Below are 17,563 nucleotides of genomic sequence, written 5' to 3'. Positions count from 1 at the left end.
TTTATATACTTATATATTTTTAATATTTAAGAAGATAAACTGGTGATAACTTATTAGATCCGGTGAAAAAAAACCGATCTATCCAAGTTTTCCAGAGCTTGTTGACTATTTAGCCACTGAAGTTGTGGAAAACTTTGTTAGTGAAAGGATCTATTTTGATCCAACTGAAAAAACGCTACTATATATAGCTATTATTAAGTTCGATTAAATCATGTGCAAAGCGCTTTTATGATTGACTTTAATAAGTGATGTCTATAACATCTCGCGCTCGCAATGGCACCTGTGCCAGGATCGCGACCTGCATAGGATGTTTTTACTTTAACCGATCGGAGAAATGTTATGAAAAGAACTTTTCAACCAAGCGTAATCAAACGCAAACGTAATCACGGTTTCCGTGCTCGCATGGCAACTGTAAATGGACGTAAAGTCTTAGCACGTCGTCGTGCAAAAGGCCGTAAAGTACTTTCTGCTTAATTTAGTGGAAAGCTTTGGCTTTGGCAGGGAGTTACGTTTACTAACTCCCTCGCATTACTCAAAAGTCTTCAATGAGCCTGTTCGGGCTGCAACTGAAAATTTTACCCTTCTTGCAAAACCTAATGATGTTAACAAACCTCGTTTAGGTCTTACTGTTGCAAAAAAACGTGTTAAACAAGCTAATCAACGTAATCGCATCAAACGACTCGCTCGTGAAAGTTTTCGCTTAAGCCAACATAAACTCGATAATATCGACATAGTGTTAATGGTTAAAGATGGCTGTGCTTTACAAGACAATACGTTACTACGTAAACAACTCGACAAACTGTGGTTAAAAATTAACGAACGCTGTAAACCAGGTGCACCAAAACCCGCTCCGTTTATAAAACGTCCACGCAAGCCTTCAAAATAAAACAATCAATAACATTAGCGATAGAATTCACTAGGCAATTAAGGTATCTTTAGCTCACCTTTTAATCATGCCGTTTTGCCTGATGCAAAACAAACAATAGTAGGTAAATCACTGTTGTTAAATAGGCTATTGTGTAGGCAAATACTATGATTCGAATTGCTAAAATACCGCAAGCTATTTTATTGCTTTTGATCACCGGTTATCAAAAATGGATTAGTCCATTCTTAGGCCCACATTGTCGCTTTAATCCAACTTGTTCGAGTTATGCCATGGGCGCAATTAAAAACCATGGTGCAATAAAAGGTGGTTGGTTAGCATTAAAACGCATATTAAAATGTCACCCTTTGCATTCAGGCGGAGATGATCCTGTGCCTGAAATAAAACATCCAATTAATCATAAATACGAGAAATAAGAGCTGTTATGGAATCTCAACGCACGTTTTTATTTATCGGTTTATTGTTAGTGTCATTTTTATTATTTCAAGAATGGAATAATGACTATAACCCTCAACAACAAGCCGTACAGAGTGCTTCAACACAAGTAAAAGATGCAACCCAATCAACTGGTGATACGTTTATCCCATCATCAAGTGACTCTTCTGTTCCGGGTCAAATTCAACGTCCAAGTCAATCTTATATTTCAGTCACTACTGACGTATTGAAAGTTAAGTTAGATACCAAAGGCGGTGATATTGTAGAAGCAGACTTAATTCAATATCCTGAAAAACAACATGGCGACGTGCCATTTATGTTACTAGGTGAATTTACTGGCAATCAGTATTTTTCTCAAAGTGGTTTAATTGGTATTGATGGCCCAGATGCAAGTCAGCAAGGTCGCCCTGTTTATAGCGCTGAGCAACAAAGTTACACGTTAGCCAATGACGAACTTCGTATTCCATTGACGTATGTAAGTGACGCTGGCATTGAATTTGTTAAAACCTATGTGTTCAAAAAAGGTGATTATGCTGTCGATGTTGAATACACCATCAATAATAAATCAGCTAATCCAGCTACGGTACAGTTATTTACTCAAGTAAAACGTACTATTCAAGCTAAAGGCAGCATGGTTGACCAATCCTATTTAGGTTTTGCTTATGGTGCATTTGAAAAACCTTACGAAAAATATTCTTTTTCTGATATTGAAGATAAAAACTTAAGTATTGATACCCAAGGTGGTTATATCTCGTTTATTCAGCATTATTTTGTTAGTGCTTGGGTACCAAAACAAGATGAACAAAACACTATTTACTCACGTAAATTATCAGATAATTCAGCCATGATGGGTATTAAAGGTCCACTTACCACCATTGAAGCAGGTCAACAGCAACAATTAGCTTCGACTTATTATATGGGACCAAAAGACCAAGAAGCGCTTAAAGCACTGCATGATGACCTACATTTAACGGTAGACTACGGTATTTTATGGTTTATTAGCCAGCCACTCTTTGCATTACTAAAATGGCTTTATGCACTTCTAGGTAACTGGGGTTTAGCTATAATTTCAATCACGATTATCGTTAAAACCTTCTTATACCCGCTAACAAAAGCGCAGTACACCTCAATGGCGAAAATGCGTAACCTACAACCAAAAATCATGGCGTTAAAAGAAAAACATGGCGAAGACAAACAAAAGTTTGGCCAAGCTATGATGGAAATGTACCGTAAAGAGAAAGTAAACCCTATGGGTGGTTGTTTCCCTCTACTATTACAAATGCCTATTTTCTTAGCCTTATTTTATGTATTCCTTGAATCTGTAGAATTACGCCATGCTGAATTTGGTTTATGGATAATGGACTTATCTGCAAAAGACCCATACTACATTTTACCAATCTTATTTGGTGCCAGTATGTTCTTAACCCAAAAACTGCAACCAATGACTGTAACAGACCCAATGCAGCAAAAAATGATGACCTATATGCCGGTTATCTTCTCTGTATTCTTTTTATGGTTCCCGTCAGGTTTAGTTTTATACTGGTTAGTATCAAACCTTATCTCTATTGCTCAGATGCTTATCATCTACCGCGGTATGGAGAAAAAAGGAATTAAAGTTAGAGGCTAATTATCTAACGACTAAAAAGGCGACTTAGGTCGCCTTTTTTTATTGCTATTGCCCGTCTGCGTAGCCGCATTAAATGCTTTGTTATACAATAAAAGCCATGTCCTTCTTTGAAATAACATCATGATCAATCAAGAAACAATCGCAGCACAAGCAACAGCCCCTGGTCGAGGCGGCGTTGGGATCATCCGTGTATCGGGAAAACTTGCGCGTTCTGTCGCAGAACAACTGCTTGGTAAGTGTCCAAAAACGCGTTATGCCGAATACGTTCCTTTCAAAGCCTTATCGGGTGATGAATTAGACCAAGGCATCGCATTGTTTTTTGAAGGGCCCAATTCATTTACTGGTGAAGATGTCCTTGAATTACAAGGTCACGGCGGTCCAGTTGTACTCGATATGCTACTCAAAGAAATCTGCAAAATAAACGATGTTCGCCTCGCCAAACCAGGTGAATTTAGTGAACGTGCATTTATGAATGATAAGCTCGATTTAACGCAAGCCGAAGCAATTGCCGACTTAATCAATGCAACCTCAGAACAAGCAGCTAAAAGTGCCCTACACTCGCTACAAGGTGAATTTTCAAAACATATTTCGACGCTTGTAGAACAAGTAATTCATTTACGCATGTATGTCGAAGCGGCTATTGATTTTCCTGATGAAGAAATCGATTTTTTATCTGATGGTAAAGTATCAGCCGATTTAAATGCCATTATCAGCCAATTGAGTGAAGTAACTAATCAGGCGAAGCAAGGTAGCATCATTCGCGAAGGCATGAGAGTGGTGATAGCTGGGCGCCCGAATGCGGGTAAATCAAGTTTACTTAATGCCCTTGCGGGGCGTGATGCAGCCATTGTAACTGATATTGCAGGCACGACTCGAGATGTATTACGAGAGCACATTCACATCGATGGCATGCCGCTTCATATTATAGATACCGCAGGACTTCGCGACAGCCCAGATATTGTTGAACAAATAGGGATTGAACGCGCTTGGGATGAAATTAAACAAGCCGACCGCGTATTGTTTATGCTTGATGGCACAGAAAGTACAGACACCGATCCTGCGGCAATTTGGCCTGAATTTATCGATAAATTACCGGCCAATTTAGGCATTACGGTGATCAGGAATAAAATTGATTTATCCGGTGAGCAAGTCAGCATTCAAGAACATCATAACCATCCAGTGATCAGTTTAAGCGCTAAAAATAATCAAGGTATCGATTTAGTGCGTGAACATTTAAAACAATGTATGGGCTATCAAGGCGCTACCGAAGGTGGATTTATGGCGCGTCGTCGCCATTTAGAAGCACTTTCAAATGCAGCTTACCATCTTCAAACAGGTAAAGATCAACTAGAAATGCATATTGCAGGTGAAATATTAGCTGAAGAGCTTCGCCTTACTCAGCAATTCCTCAATGAAATAACAGGTGAATTTACTTCCGATGACTTACTCGGAAAGATATTCAGCTCATTCTGTATCGGTAAATAATTACTATTTAAATAAAAAGACCCTCAGTAATTGGATAGTCCAACTATTGGGGGTCACTTCAATCAGCGCCTTTTTACTTTCCATCCACTGCCAAATCAAACGATATTGGTGCCATGCTCTTTTCAATAAAGTAGCAAAACGATGCTTTCTTGCTGCAATAATATTATATAAACAACGCATTAAAATGGCTCAGAAACTAGCTAATGGGTGGTGCTGACTGCATATTTTTAGCTAGTTTAATCGACGAAAAACATTGATATGATCAAAAAAGATAACGCAAATTCTCAATATTATTGAGTAAAAATGATGAATTTTAATATCAAAAAACTACTTTATTAAACATTCATCGCCTCTCTATTAGTGATGCTTTATCGAATGACGCGCTCTCATTTATCAATAAAATATGCAGTATTCTGGATAAAAATAACGACACAAACACCCTATTTAGCCGTTCAGAACTAGCATCTAAATTCAAATTTAAAGGCAAAAATCAGCGTTAATCGGTATAATCTGGATTCATTCTGACGTTAAAACAAGTAAATCCTAAGCGCTTGATAAGGGCTGCCAAAATGTCTAAACGCCACTCTCGCATGCTATCAGTGCGGCCATGACGGACAACATAGCCTATTTTTGTTTGCGTATTAATGCCAAGTAAGTGATACTTGTTTGGCGTTATTTGTGACTCTTGAATGAAAATATCGTTGATCCCATGAGCTTGTGCTAGCCGAATGAACTCCCCTTCTTTGATCCGATGAAAGATCACACTCATACAAAACCTCAAAATTAACACTACATAATGACATTATGTAAATAATAACGAGTTTTAACCATTATTCAAAATCATTAAATCAGGCATAAACCTATTTTATAAAATTATTTTTTCTGCAATTTAGCTTTTTTACGCTATTTCGGTGTTAATTCTCTCTTCATTAAAAATTTTTTAAAAATAATTTACTGCTTAAATTAATGAGATCGAGCCTCTTTTTGAATAGATCTATCCACAAGCATCAAAAAAATAACAAAAACTGATTTTTTAGTCTGATTGGAGTTAAATGCACAGCTTTTGTATCGCTATCCACATATTAAAAATCACCTTACCCTCACGTTAATGACACATTAATCAGATCTTTCCCCACCTTTATTCACAAGTTGATCAACTTATAAAAACATACAAAAACTTAATTAAATGTTAAAAATCATAAAGTTAATTAACAAAACCCAACTATTGTACATAAAAAGGTCAAAACTTTTTTATTAATACCCACAGATGATCTTCTGTTAAGCAGTTTAATTGTTTATGATCATCACATGTAAGGCTTACACAATAAAAAATGAAAACGATCCATATTATAGTTGGCAGTCAAATGGGATCTGCTGAGTACACGGCAGATCAGATCCATCAAGAACTTAACGCAATTAATATCGCGAATGAACTCCATGAATTTCCCGATCCAACCATGATCCCATCTGAAAATGTGATCTGGTTAATTTGCACTTCAACTCATGGAGCTGGTGATTTACCTGATAATTTACAAGAATTTGCAGCGTATATAACTGAAGTAAATTCATTATCAGAAATAGAATATGGCATAATTGGTTTAGGTGATCGCAGTTATGACACCTTTAATCTAGCCTGCAAAACAATTGATGATTTGCTAGCACTTAAAGGTGCAAAACGCATCGGCCAAAGGTTAGAAATAGATGTGCTTGATGAACAATTACCTGAAGACAGCGCACTTGCATGGTTACCAACTTGGTTAAAGCAGATCTAAAGCAAAATTATAAAAGATCGTTTTCAATAGCTTATCCACAAAATATCATTTTTTTAGATCTGATTGTGGATAAGCACTGCTTAACCTGCATTTATAGCATGTACTATCCACTGGATAAAAAAACACTTGGATCACCCTGTGCATAAAAGAGGCTTTTAAACAGAGCTTACACAGAGGAAGATCCGATCATATCAACACGATTAGATCTGTTCTAACTTCATGATGCTACAAATGAAAAAAGACTTATCAACAGAAAAGCCGATCACTAGTAGTAAGATCTAATAAAGATCTCTTTAAAAGATCCTTTATTTATATAAGATCTTTTCTTTAGATCCTGCGTAAAATTTAACCGTTTCCCTTCTGCGAATTTATAGGTAGAATACGCTCCCTTTGGTAATTTGCTGACACTTTGTAATAGGATCTGATAGATGATTTTTCATGAGCATTTCGATGTAATCGTAGTAGGTGGTGGACATGCTGGCACTGAAGCCGCTTTAGCCTCTGCTCGAATGGGAATGAATACTCTGCTGCTAACGCATAATATGGATACACTTGGCCAAATGTCATGTAATCCTGCGATCGGTGGGATCGGAAAAGGTCATTTAGTAAAAGAGATTGATGCACTTGGCGGTGCTATGGCTCAGGCGATTGATAAAGGTGGTATTCAATTTAGAACACTTAATTCATCAAAGGGCCCTGCGGTCCGTGCTACGCGAGCACAAGCAGATCGCAAGCTTTACAAAGAAGCAATCCAACAAACGTTACAAAACCAAGAAAATTTAAAAATATTTCAACAATCATGTGATGATCTGATTGTTGAAAACGATCACGTTGTTGGTGTTGTCACACAGATGGGACTTCGTTTTTCAAGCCGCTCTGTAGTATTAACCGTTGGTACATTTTTAGGTGGCCAAATCCATATCGGTATGGAAAGTTTTAGTGGTGGCCGTGCAGGTGATCAACCTTCAATCGCTTTAGCTAAACGTCTACGTGAGTTGCCATTCAGAGTAAGCCGTTTAAAAACGGGTACTCCACCACGTATTGATGCACGTACTGTTGATTTTTCTAAAATGCAGATTCAGCCTGGTGATACACCAACTCCTGTATTTTCATTTATGGGTAAGCAAAGCGATCATCCAACTCAGATCCCTTGTTACATTACTTACACTAATGAAAAAACACATGATGTGATCCGTAATAATTTAGATCGTTCACCAATGTATGCAGGCGTTATTGAAGGTATTGGTCCGCGTTATTGCCCGTCGATCGAAGATAAGATCATGCGTTTTGCAGATAAAGATCGTCATCAGATTTTTGTTGAACCTGAAGGATTAACAACACACGAGTTATATCCTAATGGGATCTCAACAAGTTTACCTTTTGATGTGCAATTACAAATTGTGCAATCAATCACCGGTTTTGAAAATGCACATATTTGCCGACCAGGCTATGCCATTGAATATGATTTCTTCGATCCGCGAGATTTAAAACAATCACTCGAAACAAAATTTATTAGTGGTTTATTCTTCGCTGGCCAGATCAATGGTACAACAGGTTATGAAGAAGCCGCTGCGCAAGGTCTTATTGCTGGTATGAATGCCGCGCTTCAGGTGCAAGGTAAAGATGCTTGGACTCCTCGCCGTGATGAAGCTTATGCTGGTGTACTTATTGATGATTTAGCGACACTTGGTACAAAAGAACCGTACCGCATGTTTACCAGCCGTGCTGAATATCGTTTATTACTGCGAGAAGATAATGCAGATTTACGCTTAACTGCTAAAGGCCGTGAGTTAGGATTAGTAAATGACGAACGCTGGGCGGCATTTAATATCAAAATTGAAGAAATAGAAAAAGAAGCACAACGCTTAAAAGAAGTGTGGATCCATAAAGATCATCCTCAACTTGAAGCGGTAAACAATTTACTAAAAGCGCCTTTATCAAGAGAAGCAAGTTTAGAAGAATTGATCCGTAGACCTGAAGTAACTTATAACGAGCTAGTTAAGATTGAAGGTTTAGGATCTGAAAGCACTAATGAGCAAGCTTTAGAGCAAGTTGAAATTCAAATTAAATACGCAGGTTACATCGCGCGTCAACAAGAAGAGATTGATAAACAGCTTCGTCATGAAATGACTTTATTACCTGCTGATTATGATTATGCAGCCGTTTCAGGTTTATCAAATGAAGTTGTTGCAAAACTTTCAGATGTACGTCCGCAAACTATAGGCCAAGCATCTCGTATTTCAGGTATCACACCTGCAGCAATTTCGTTATTATTAGTTTATCTTAAGAAGCAAGGTCTGCTTCGTAAACTGGCTTAACCAAAAGGCTTAGTGTGTTACTCGAAAAATTAAATCAATTGTTAGCTCAAACATCTATTGAGCTAACACAATTGCAAAAACAACAGCTTGTTAAATATGTTGAATTATTAAACAAATGGAATAAAGCCTACAATTTAACCTCAGTGCGTGATCCTAACGAGATGATGGTTAAACATATTTTAGATAGTTTAGTAGTTGCACCACATTTACCGGGAAAGCATTATATTGATGTTGGAACTGGGCCTGGTTTGCCAGGCGTTGTTCTTGCGATTGCATTACCTGATACTCAGTTTATTTTGCTTGATAGTTTAGGTAAGCGCGTGCGCTTTTTAACTCAAGTAAAACATGAATTAGGCTTAAGCAATATTTCTCCAGTGCAATCTCGAGTGGAAGACTTTCAACCACCTGTTAAACTAGATGGTGTTCTGAGTCGCGCATTTGCATCGTTACAAGATATGGTAGATTGGTGTAGTCATTTGATAGACAGTTCTGGTAAATTTATTGCCTTAAAAGGTCAATATCCAGAAGAAGAATTAACGTGTTTGCCTCAGAATATTAAATTTGAGCAAGATATTTCGCTGGAAGTGCCGCAGTTAAATGCACAAAGGCATCTAATAATACTAAAAAAAGACTAAGCGTCAGGGGATACTGTGGCAAAAGTCATCGCAATAGCTAACCAAAAAGGTGGTGTAGGTAAAACTACGACCGCGGTTAATTTGGCTGCTTCAATGGCGGCAACAAAACGTAAAGTATTACTGGTTGATTTAGATCCTCAAGGTAATGCAACTATGGGCAGTGGTGTTGATAAATATGCCGATATTGCAACCGTCTATGATTTATTAGTTGAAGAAAAACCGTTTGATGAAGTTGTTCAAACAGAAACTTCAGGTGAATACCATTTGATTGCTGCTAATGGTGATGTTACCGCAGCAGAAGTTAAATTAATGGAGTTATTTGCTCGAGAAGTGCGTTTACGTAATGCACTAGACCTTATTCGCGATCGTTATGAATTTATCATTATCGACTGCCCACCTTCTTTAAATATGTTAACCGTTAATGCAATGGCTGCCGCAGATTCGGTATTAGTACCGATGCAGTGTGAGTATTATGCACTTGAAGGTCTAACTGCGTTAATGGATACCATTACTCAATTAGCTAAATTGGTGAATCCAAAATTACAAATTGAAGGTATTTTAAGAACGATGTACGATCCTCGAAATCGTCTTGCGAATGATGTATCTGAGCAATTGAAACAGCATTTTGGTGAAAAAGTATATCGCACCGTAATCCCTCGCAATGTTCGTTTAGCAGAAGCGCCTAGCTTTGGTACGCCTGCTATGTATTACGACCGTTCGTCTTCAGGTGCTAAAGCTTATTTAGCCTTGGCAGGTGAAATGTTACGTCGTAAAGAGAAAATCAACTCTGCAGTCGCATAATATTTAAAAATAAGGGTTACTATGTCAGCAAAAAAACGTGGACTAGGAAGAGGTCTAGATGCTTTATTGATGTCATCAAAGCCCCCTTCAGCCACTGCTGTGGATCATGATTCGTCAGTTACTCCAGATTCACCTGAAGCACAATTACAAACACCTAGTGAGCTACAAAAGCTTCCTATCGAGTTTTTGCAATCTGGTAAGTACCAACCTCGCAGAGATATGTCAGAAGAAGCGCTTGAAGAACTTGCAGCTTCTATTCGTGCTCAAGGCATTATTCAACCAATCGTGGTTCGTACGATTAGTGAAAATAAATATGAAATCATTGCCGGTGAAAGACGCTGGCGCGCTGCACAGATAGCGCAACTTGATGTTGTACCTTGTTTAATCAAAAATGTACCAGATGAAGCGGCTGTTGCGATTGCCTTAATTGAGAATATCCAACGTGAAGATCTCAATGCAATGGAAGAAGCGGTTGCGCTTGAGCGATTGCTGACCGAGTTTGAACTAACACATCAACAAGTTGCTGATGCAGTTGGAAAATCACGTACCACAGTCACTAACTTACTTCGTTTAAATAATTTAAATGAAGATGTTAAAAAGCTGCTTGAATATGGTGATATCGAAATGGGCCATGCCCGCTGTTTACTTGCGCTAGAAGCTGAACTTCAATCAGAAACAGCACGTCATGTGGTTGCAAAAGCACTCACAGTTCGTGAAACTGAAAAGCTTGTAAAACAGACTCTTGAACCCCTACCAGCTAAACTTGAAGTTGCTAAAGATCCTGATGTTGAACAATTAGAGCGTCAATTATCGGATAATTTAGGGGCACATGTTGCGATTAGCTACAACAAAAAAGGCAAAGGGAAATTGGTTATCAGTTATACCAGTCTTGAAGAACTTGATGGCATTATTGAACGAATAAATTCTGAACTGATAAATGAATAAATATCAGGCTTTAACGGCTGTTTAAGTTATTTTTATTTACTGCAATTATGTGTCAGCCAAGTTGCAATAACGCTAGAAATCGGTATAATTTTGCGAGTTTTTTTATACTCTGATGATTAATTGTCATACGAAAAGGGTTGAATAAGTGCAAAACCGTTTAGCTAATCATTTTCGTTTGGCTGCATTTAAACTAATCGCCCTCCAGAGTGTTATTGCTGTTGTATGTGCAGTGTTTGTTTTTGTTGGTTGGGGAGTCAATGCTGGCTTATCTGCTTTTGCAGGTGGCTTAGTATCTGTACTTCCTAATTTTGTTTTTGCTGCTTATGCTTTTAGATTTGTGGGCGCAAGTAAAGCAAAACAAGTGTTTGCCTCGTTTAAACGCGGCAATGGATTAAAATTTTTGCTAACAATCTTGTTGTTTGCACTGATATTTAAACTTTATCCGGTAATGTTTTTACCGTTTTTTAGTAGTTTTGTATTGGTGATGTTCGCTGGATTGTTCGCGCCAGTTTTTTTTAATCATTAACTTTTGGGATATAACATGGCTGCAGGTGAAGAGCTAACTCTAACGGGTTACATCAAGCACCATCTTACAAATGGTCAGGTGCGTCTAACAGACGACCCTAACAATTTGTTTATGGTACTTAATGTCGATACCCTAGCATGGTCTATCGGTTTAGGATTAATTTTTCTATGGATTTTCAAGCGCGCTGCCAATAAAGCAACGCTTGGTGTTCCTGGTAAAATGCAATGCTTTATCGAGATGGTCGTTGAATTCGTTGATCAAAACGTGAAAGATACTTTTCATGGTAAAAGTCGACTAATTGCCCCTCTTGCTCTGACAATTTTTGTCTGGGTATTCTTGATGAACTTAATGGATTTAATTCCTGTTGATTTCTTACCTACGTTAGCTGCGCTAGTGAGTGGTGAGTCATGGGAAGTGATTTCAAGCGGTCAATCACACACATATATGAAAGTGGTACCAACAACTGATCTTAACTTAACGTTAGCGATGGGTTTAGGCGTATTTGCACTTATCATTTTCTATTCGATTCGTGTTAAAGGTGTAATGGGTTTTGTTAAAGAACTTACTTTACAACCATTTAACGTAAAGAATCCTGTGATTCAAGCCTTCTTTATCCCAGTGAATTTAGTACTTGAACTAGTAACTTTATTTGCTAAGCCAATTTCATTGGCACTACGTTTATTTGGTAACTTATACGCAGGTGAATTGATCTTCATCCTGATTGCAGCAATTGGTTTATTCCAATTACCTCTGCACTTCGTATGGGCTGTATTCCATATTCTCGTAATCGTATTGCAAGCATTTATTTTTATGATGCTGACAATTGTGTACCTGAGCATGGCGTCAACTGATCATTAATCAGATCAGATGCTTGCACAAAAAAAGATTTTTTTTACTTAAACTTTAAACTTTGAAAATTAATCGGAGAAAACAATGGAAATCGTACTAGGTCTTAAATATATCGCTGTAGCGTTACTAATCGGTTTTGGTGCTTTAGGTACTGCTATCGGTTTTGGTAACTTAGGTGGTAAATTCCTTGAGTCTGCTGCACGTCAACCTGAATTAGCACCACAACTACAAGTTAAAATGTTCATCGTAGCTGGTCTTATCGATGCGATCGCTATGATCGGTGTTGGTATCGGTCTATACATGTTGTTCGCACTTTAATATCGAAAAAACACGTTATACGCGAATAATAATTGACTTGTAAGGAGGAGTGGTTGTGAGTTTAAATCTTACTCTACTCGGTGAGTTAATCGCATTTATCGTTTTTGTTTGGTTCTGCATGAAATATGTATGGCCACCATTAAACGGCGCGATTGAAGCTCGTCAGAAAAAAATTGAAGATGGCTTGGCCGCTTCTGATAAAGCTGAAAAAGATCTGGAACTTGCTCGTCATAAAGCAACAGAACAGCTTAAAGAAGCAAAAGCACAAGCTGCTGATATCATAGAACAAGCTAAAAAGCGTGCCACGCAAATCGTTGACGAAGAGACTACTCGTGGTCACGAAGAGCGTGAAAACATCATTGCTCAAGGTCGCTCTGAAGTAGAAGCTGAACGTAACCGTGCAAAAGAAGAATTGCGTAAGCAAGTTTCTGCACTGGCTATTTTAGGCGCAGAGAGAATTCTTGAGCGCGAAATTAATGAAGCCGCTCACAGTGACATCGTTGAAAAACTTGTTACTGAGCTGTAATTAGGAGGGTCTGAGCATGTCTGAATTGACTACTATCGCTCGCCCATACGCTAAAGCGGCTTTTGAATTTGCCGTTGATAAAGGTGTTATCGCACAGTGGAACGAGATGTTATTTTTTGCCGGCGAAGTCGCAAAAAATGAATATATCGCTCAAGTGTTAACAAGTAACACTGCTGCTGAAAAACAAGCTGAATTAATTATTCAAGTTTGTGCTGAGCAACTCAACGAATATGGTCAAAACCTTGTTAAGGTAATGGCTGAGAACAAACGTTTAGTCGCCCTACCAGCTGTTGCTGAATTATTTGCTGAATTTAAGGCAGATTATGACAAAGAAATCGACGTAACTGTGGTTTCTGCAACAGAGCTTGCTGCTAGTCAGCAAGAATCATTGGTCGCGGCACTAGAAAAACGTTTCGCACGCAAAGTTAAGCTGAATTGTAGTGTAGACGCTGCAGTTGTTGGCGGTCTTATCATTAAGGCGGGCGACACTGTAATTGATGGCTCTATTCGCGGTAAATTAAACCGCTTAGCCGTAACACTTCAATCGTAATTGGGAAGAAAGAGCATGCAACTTAATTCCACTGAAATTTCTGATCTGATCAAAAAACGTATTGAGCAGTTCGAAGTTGTAAGTGAAGCGCGTAACGAAGGTACAATCGTATCTGTTACTGATGGTATCATCCGCATTCACGGTCTAGCTGACTGTATGCAAGGTGAGATGATTGAGCTTCCAGGCAACCGTTTCGCTATCGCATTAAACCTTGAGCGCGACTCTGTAGGTGCGGTAGTTATGGGTCCATATGCGGATCTAACTGAAGGCCAAAAAGTATTATCAACAGGTCGTATTTTAGAAGTGCCAGTTGGTCGTGGTTTACTAGGTCGTGTTGTTAACACACTAGGTGCACCGATCGATGGTAAAGGCGCTTTAGATAACGACGGTTTTGAACCAGTAGAAAAAATCGCTCCAGGCGTAATCGAGCGTCAATCTGTAGATGAGCCAGTGCAAACTGGTTATAAATCTATTGATGCGATGATTCCGGTAGGTCGTGGTCAACGTGAATTAGTAATCGGTGACCGTCAAACTGGTAAAACAGCATTAGCAATCGATGCAATCATCAACCAAAAAGGTACAGGCGTTAAATGTGTGTACGTTGCGGTTGGTCAAAAAGCATCAACAATTGCAAACGTAGTACGTAAACTTGAAGAGCATGGCGCATTAGCAAACACTATCGTTGTAGTGGCATCTGCTTCTGAGTCAGCAGCACTTCAGTTCCTAGCTCCTTTTGCTGGTTGTACTATGGGTGAATATTTCCGTGACCGCGGTGAAGATGCCTTAATCGTATATGATGATTTATCTAAGCAAGCAGTTGCTTACCGTCAAATCTCATTACTATTAAAACGTCCACCAGGTCGTGAAGCTTACCCTGGTGACGTTTTCTATCTTCACTCACGTCTACTTGAGCGTGCATCACGTGTAAACGCTGATTACGTTGAAAAGTACACTAACGGTGCTGTGAAAGGTAAAACAGGTTCATTGACTGCATTGCCAATCATTGAAACTCAAGGTGGCGACGTTTCTGCGTTCGTACCAACAAACGTTATCTCTATCACTGATGGTCAGATCTTCTTAGAAACTGACTTATTCAACTCAGGTATCCGTCCAGCTGTAAATGCTGGTATCTCGGTATCGCGTGTTGGTGGTGCAGCGCAAACAAAAATCGTTAAGAAACTAGGTGGTGGTATCCGTCTAGCATTAGCTCAATATCGTGAATTAGCAGCGTTCTCTCAGTTCGCTTCTGATTTAGATGACGCAACTCGTGCACAGTTAGAGCACGGTGAGCGCGTAATGGAGTTAATGAAACAGAAACAATACGCACCAATGTCTGTTGCTGAAATGTCTCTGTCTTTATTTGCTGCTGAAAAAGGCTATTTAAAAGATATCGAAGTTAGTAAAGTAATCGACTTCGAAGCTTCAATGCTTTCTTTTGCTAACAGCACATACGCAGAGCTAATGGCTCTAATCAACGAAACTGGTAACTACAACGCCGAGATCGAAGCGCAGCTTAAAGAACTTCTAGAGAAGTTTAAAGCAACGCAAACTTGGTAAGTTATTAATTAGGTGACTTCGGTCACCTAGATTGATTCGGAGATTAGGTCATGGCCAGCGGAAAAGAGATAAAAAGCAAGATCGGGAGTATTAAAAATACTCAAAAGATCACCAGTGCAATGGAAATGGTTGCTGCTTCTAAAATGAAGAAAGCACAAGACCGTGTGGCTTCAAGCCGTCCATACGCTGACAATATACGCAAAGTGATCGGTCATATCGCACATGGTAACCTTGAATATCGCCATCCATATTTGGAAGAGCGCGAGGTAAAACGTGTCGGTTATATCGTCATCTCTACTGACCGTGGTCTGTGTGGCGGCTTGAACACTAATGAGTTCAAAAAAGTTGCACTTGAAATTAAAGCGTGGAAAGAAAAAGGTGTAGATGCAGATTTCGCCGTTATAGGTAGTAAAGCTGCAAACTTTTTTAAGCGTTTTGGTGGAAAAGTATTAGCACAAACTTCAAGTTTAGGTGATGTACCTTCTGTATCGGATGTAATTGGTCCGGTAAGAGTAATGCTTGATGCATTCAATGAAGGTAAATTAGACCGCTTGTTTGTTGTTTACAATAAGTTTGTAAACACGATGAAGCAAGAGCCAACGATCGATCAGTTATTGCCTTTGCCAAAAGCAGAAAGCCAAGAGCTTTCACACCGCTGGGACTACATCTATGAGCCAGATCCAAAAGCAATTTTGGATACATTAATGGTTCGTTTCGTAGAGTCTCAGGTATACCAAGGTGTTGTAGAGAATGCTGCCTCTGAACAGGCCGCCCGTATGGTTGCAATGAAAGCTGCAACAGATAACGCTGGCGACCTAATGGATGAGCTACAGCTGATATACAACAAAGCTCGACAAGCAGCGATCACGCAAGAAATCAGTGAGATCGTAGCAGGTTCAGCGGCAGTTTAATCTGCTTAGGCAAAGTTTAACGAGAGGAATAGACATGAGTTTAGGTAAGGTCGTCCAAATTATCGGCGCCGTTGTGGATATTGAATTCCCACAAAATAGCGTGCCTGCCGTATATGACGCAGTCAACATTACAGATGGCGATTTAGCTGGTTTAACTCTAGAAGTTCAACAGCAGCTAGGTGGCGGTGTGGTACGTGGTATCGCACTTGGTACTACAGACGGTTTACGTCGTGGTGCTACAGTACAAAACACTGGTAAAGCAATTCAAGTGCCAGTAGGTAAAGCAACACTAGGTCGTATCATGAACGTACTTGGTGAGCCAATCGATGAAGCAGGTCCAATCGGTGAAGAAGAGCGTATGTCTATTCACCGTGCAGCACCAAGCTACGAAGAGCAATCAAGCTCAATCGAACTTTTAGAAACGGGTATCAAGGTTATCGACCTTGTATGTCCATTCGCTAAAGGTGGTAAAGTTGGTTTATTCGGTGGTGCCGGTGTAGGTAAAACCGTAAACATGATGGAACTTATCCGTAACATCGCAATCGAGCACAGCGGTTATTCAGTATTCGCTGGTGTTGGTGAGCGTACACGTGAAGGTAACGATTTCTATCACGAAATGAACGAATCTAACGTACTTGATAAAGTATCGCTAGTTTACGGTCAGATGAATGAGCCACCAGGCAACCGTTTACGTGTTGCTTTAACGGGTCTAACTATGGCTGAGAAGTTCCGTGACGAAGGTCGCGATGTACTTTTCTTCGTAGATAATATCTACCGTTACACACTAGCTGGTACAGAAGTATCTGCACTTTTAGGTCGTATGCCATCAGCCGTAGGTTACCAACCAACGCTTGCTGAAGAAATGGGTGTACTACAGGAGCGTATCGCTTCTACTAAAACAGGTTCAATTACTTCAATCCAAGCGGTATACGTACCTGCGGATGACTTAACAGATCCATCACCAGCAACAACGTTTGCTCACTTAGATGCAACAGTTGTACTTTCTCGTGATATCGCATCTTTAGGTATCTATCCAGCGGTTGACCCACTAGATTCATCATCTCGTCAACTTGATCCATTAGTAATCGGTCAAGAGCATTATGATGCAGCACGTGGTGTTCAAACAGTTCTTCAACGTTATAAAGAACTAAAAGACATCATTGCGATTCTAGGTATGGATGAATTATCAGATGAAGATAAGCAATTAGTATCTCGTGCTCGTAAAATCCAACGTTTCCTATCTCAGCCGTTCTTCGTTGCTGAGGTATTTACAGGTGCGTCAGGTAAATACGTTTCATTAAAAGATACTATTGCAGGCTTTAAAGGCATCTTAAACGGTGACTATGATGCGCTTCCTGAGCAAGCATTCTACATGGTTGGCTCTATCGATGAAGCGATCGAAAAAGCTAAAAACATGTAATTTTG

Annotated in this window: 21 protein-coding genes; 19 read left to right on the top strand and 2 right to left on the bottom strand. The window is 39.3% G+C overall.

Features of this window, described 5'->3' with window-relative positions; all coding sequences use genetic code 11:
* The first annotated feature begins 339 nt into the window (after positions 1 to 339).
* From rpmH to mnmE, 6 genes are all read left to right on the top strand, one after another.
* Entirely contained in the window at positions 340 to 474 is a 135-nt protein-coding gene (gene rpmH, locus PTUN_RS17990; RefSeq protein ID WP_009838893.1) for a 50S ribosomal protein L34, read from the top strand.
* A 4-nt stretch (positions 475 to 478) separates the two neighbouring features.
* Positions 479 to 886: a ribonuclease P protein component gene (rnpA, locus tag PTUN_RS17985; RefSeq protein WP_009838894.1), complete on the top strand. Its 408-nt coding sequence runs from the start codon at positions 479 to 481 to the stop codon at positions 884 to 886.
* A 146-nt stretch (positions 887 to 1,032) separates the two neighbouring features.
* A complete protein-coding gene (yidD, locus tag PTUN_RS17980; protein WP_009838895.1) occupies positions 1,033 to 1,299 on the top strand; it encodes a membrane protein insertion efficiency factor YidD in 267 nt (88 codons plus the stop codon).
* Positions 1,271 to 1,381, top strand: coding sequence for a PQ-loop domain-containing transporter (locus PTUN_RS22605; RefSeq protein ID WP_119081615.1), 111 nt, complete (start codon positions 1,271 to 1,273; stop codon positions 1,379 to 1,381). Before yidD ends, PTUN_RS22605 begins: the two co-directional genes overlap by 29 nt.
* The gene (gene yidC, locus PTUN_RS17975) at positions 1,350 to 2,945 is read left to right on the top strand and encodes a membrane protein insertase YidC (protein WP_370302131.1); all 1,596 of its coding nucleotides are present in this window, start codon (positions 1,350 to 1,352) and stop codon (positions 2,943 to 2,945) included. The genes PTUN_RS22605 and yidC overlap by 32 nt, the downstream gene beginning before the upstream one ends.
* A 120-nt stretch (positions 2,946 to 3,065) precedes the next feature.
* Positions 3,066 to 4,430, top strand: coding sequence for a tRNA uridine-5-carboxymethylaminomethyl(34) synthesis GTPase MnmE (mnmE, locus tag PTUN_RS17970; RefSeq protein ID WP_009838897.1), 1,365 nt, complete (start codon positions 3,066 to 3,068; stop codon positions 4,428 to 4,430).
* 3 nt (positions 4,431 to 4,433) lie between these two features.
* Here the strand turns inward: mnmE and PTUN_RS21840 are convergent, their stop codons facing one another.
* Complete coding sequence (locus PTUN_RS21840) at positions 4,434 to 4,610, bottom strand: hypothetical protein (protein ID WP_009838898.1); 177 nt, start codon at positions 4,608 to 4,610, stop codon at positions 4,434 to 4,436.
* Positions 4,611 to 4,926: 316 nt separating this feature from the next.
* The gene (locus PTUN_RS17965; RefSeq protein WP_009838899.1) at positions 4,927 to 5,199 is read right to left on the bottom strand and encodes a hypothetical protein; all 273 of its coding nucleotides are present in this window, start codon (positions 5,197 to 5,199) and stop codon (positions 4,927 to 4,929) included.
* 562 nt (positions 5,200 to 5,761) lie between these two features.
* Here PTUN_RS17965 and PTUN_RS17960 point away from each other — a divergent pair.
* The 13 genes from PTUN_RS17960 (at position 5,762) to atpD (ending at position 17,558) form a co-directional block, all read left to right on the top strand.
* Complete coding sequence (locus tag PTUN_RS17960; protein WP_009838900.1) at positions 5,762 to 6,202, top strand: flavodoxin domain-containing protein; 441 nt, start codon at positions 5,762 to 5,764, stop codon at positions 6,200 to 6,202.
* Positions 6,203 to 6,630: 428 nt separating this feature from the next.
* A complete protein-coding gene (mnmG, locus tag PTUN_RS17955) occupies positions 6,631 to 8,520 on the top strand; it encodes a tRNA uridine-5-carboxymethylaminomethyl(34) synthesis enzyme MnmG (RefSeq protein ID WP_009838901.1) in 1,890 nt (629 codons plus the stop codon).
* A gap of 14 nt (positions 8,521 to 8,534) precedes the next feature.
* Complete coding sequence (gene rsmG / locus PTUN_RS17950) at positions 8,535 to 9,155, top strand: 16S rRNA (guanine(527)-N(7))-methyltransferase RsmG (RefSeq protein ID WP_009838902.1); 621 nt, start codon at positions 8,535 to 8,537, stop codon at positions 9,153 to 9,155.
* A gap of 15 nt (positions 9,156 to 9,170) precedes the next feature.
* Positions 9,171 to 9,956 (top strand): ParA family protein, encoded by a 786-nt coding sequence (locus tag PTUN_RS17945; RefSeq protein ID WP_009838903.1) that lies wholly within the window; start codon positions 9,171 to 9,173, stop codon positions 9,954 to 9,956.
* 21 nt (positions 9,957 to 9,977) lie between these two features.
* Entirely contained in the window at positions 9,978 to 10,901 is a 924-nt protein-coding gene (locus PTUN_RS17940) for a ParB/RepB/Spo0J family partition protein (protein ID WP_009838904.1), read from the top strand.
* Between the two features lie 145 nt (positions 10,902 to 11,046).
* Positions 11,047 to 11,427 carry an ATP synthase subunit I gene (locus tag PTUN_RS17935; RefSeq protein ID WP_009838905.1) on the top strand — a complete coding sequence of 127 codons (381 nt, stop codon included), beginning with the start codon at positions 11,047 to 11,049 and terminating at the stop codon, positions 11,425 to 11,427.
* Between the two features lie 15 nt (positions 11,428 to 11,442).
* Positions 11,443 to 12,285 (top strand): F0F1 ATP synthase subunit A, encoded by an 843-nt coding sequence (gene atpB, locus PTUN_RS17930; RefSeq protein ID WP_009838906.1) that lies wholly within the window; start codon positions 11,443 to 11,445, stop codon positions 12,283 to 12,285.
* 75 nt (positions 12,286 to 12,360) lie between these two features.
* Positions 12,361 to 12,594, top strand: a complete 234-nt coding sequence (gene atpE, locus PTUN_RS17925) for a F0F1 ATP synthase subunit C (RefSeq protein WP_009838908.1) — start codon at positions 12,361 to 12,363, stop codon at positions 12,592 to 12,594.
* 55 nt (positions 12,595 to 12,649) lie between these two features.
* Entirely contained in the window at positions 12,650 to 13,120 is a 471-nt protein-coding gene (gene atpF / locus PTUN_RS17920; RefSeq protein ID WP_009838909.1) for a F0F1 ATP synthase subunit B, read from the top strand.
* 16 nt (positions 13,121 to 13,136) lie between these two features.
* Complete coding sequence (gene atpH / locus PTUN_RS17915; RefSeq protein ID WP_009838910.1) at positions 13,137 to 13,670, top strand: F0F1 ATP synthase subunit delta; 534 nt, start codon at positions 13,137 to 13,139, stop codon at positions 13,668 to 13,670.
* A gap of 15 nt (positions 13,671 to 13,685) precedes the next feature.
* The gene (gene atpA, locus PTUN_RS17910; RefSeq protein WP_009838911.1) at positions 13,686 to 15,227 is read left to right on the top strand and encodes a F0F1 ATP synthase subunit alpha; all 1,542 of its coding nucleotides are present in this window, start codon (positions 13,686 to 13,688) and stop codon (positions 15,225 to 15,227) included.
* Between the two features lie 50 nt (positions 15,228 to 15,277).
* The gene (atpG, locus tag PTUN_RS17905) at positions 15,278 to 16,138 is read left to right on the top strand and encodes a F0F1 ATP synthase subunit gamma (protein ID WP_009838912.1); all 861 of its coding nucleotides are present in this window, start codon (positions 15,278 to 15,280) and stop codon (positions 16,136 to 16,138) included.
* A 34-nt stretch (positions 16,139 to 16,172) separates the two neighbouring features.
* Complete coding sequence (gene atpD, locus PTUN_RS17900) at positions 16,173 to 17,558, top strand: F0F1 ATP synthase subunit beta (protein WP_009838913.1); 1,386 nt, start codon at positions 16,173 to 16,175, stop codon at positions 17,556 to 17,558.
* The last annotated feature ends 5 nt before the right edge of the window (positions 17,559 to 17,563 follow it).

The sequence above is a fragment of the Pseudoalteromonas tunicata genome, assembly GCF_002310815.1.
Classification (GTDB): Bacteria; Pseudomonadota; Gammaproteobacteria; order Enterobacterales; family Alteromonadaceae; genus Pseudoalteromonas; species Pseudoalteromonas tunicata.
Note: the sequence above shows the minus strand (reverse complement) of the source record. Positions and strands in the feature narration are given on the sequence as shown.

Excerpts from the sequence above, each read along its gene's own strand:
- rpmH (WP_009838893.1), top strand. The coding sequence starts at position 340 with ATGAAAAGAACTTTTCAACCAAGCGTAATCAAACGCAAACGTAATCAC.
- yidD (WP_009838895.1), top strand. The coding sequence starts at position 1,033 with ATGATTCGAATTGCTAAAATACCGCAAGCTATTTTATTGCTTTTGATC.
- mnmE (WP_009838897.1), top strand. The coding sequence starts at position 3,066 with ATGATCAATCAAGAAACAATCGCAGCACAAGCAACAGCCCCTGGTCGA.
- PTUN_RS21840 (WP_009838898.1), bottom strand. The coding sequence starts at position 4,610 with ATGCGTTGTTTATATAATATTATTGCAGCAAGAAAGCATCGTTTTGCT.
- PTUN_RS17965 (WP_009838899.1), bottom strand. The coding sequence starts at position 5,199 with ATGAGTGTGATCTTTCATCGGATCAAAGAAGGGGAGTTCATTCGGCTA.
- PTUN_RS17960 (WP_009838900.1), top strand. The coding sequence starts at position 5,762 with ATGAAAACGATCCATATTATAGTTGGCAGTCAAATGGGATCTGCTGAG.
- mnmG (WP_009838901.1), top strand. The coding sequence starts at position 6,631 with ATGATTTTTCATGAGCATTTCGATGTAATCGTAGTAGGTGGTGGACAT.
- PTUN_RS17940 (WP_009838904.1), top strand. The coding sequence starts at position 9,978 with ATGTCAGCAAAAAAACGTGGACTAGGAAGAGGTCTAGATGCTTTATTG.
- atpB (WP_009838906.1), top strand. The coding sequence starts at position 11,443 with ATGGCTGCAGGTGAAGAGCTAACTCTAACGGGTTACATCAAGCACCAT.
- atpE (WP_009838908.1), top strand. The coding sequence starts at position 12,361 with ATGGAAATCGTACTAGGTCTTAAATATATCGCTGTAGCGTTACTAATC.
- atpH (WP_009838910.1), top strand. The coding sequence starts at position 13,137 with ATGTCTGAATTGACTACTATCGCTCGCCCATACGCTAAAGCGGCTTTT.
- atpA (WP_009838911.1), top strand. The coding sequence starts at position 13,686 with ATGCAACTTAATTCCACTGAAATTTCTGATCTGATCAAAAAACGTATT.
- atpG (WP_009838912.1), top strand. The coding sequence starts at position 15,278 with ATGGCCAGCGGAAAAGAGATAAAAAGCAAGATCGGGAGTATTAAAAAT.
- atpD (WP_009838913.1), top strand. The coding sequence starts at position 16,173 with ATGAGTTTAGGTAAGGTCGTCCAAATTATCGGCGCCGTTGTGGATATT.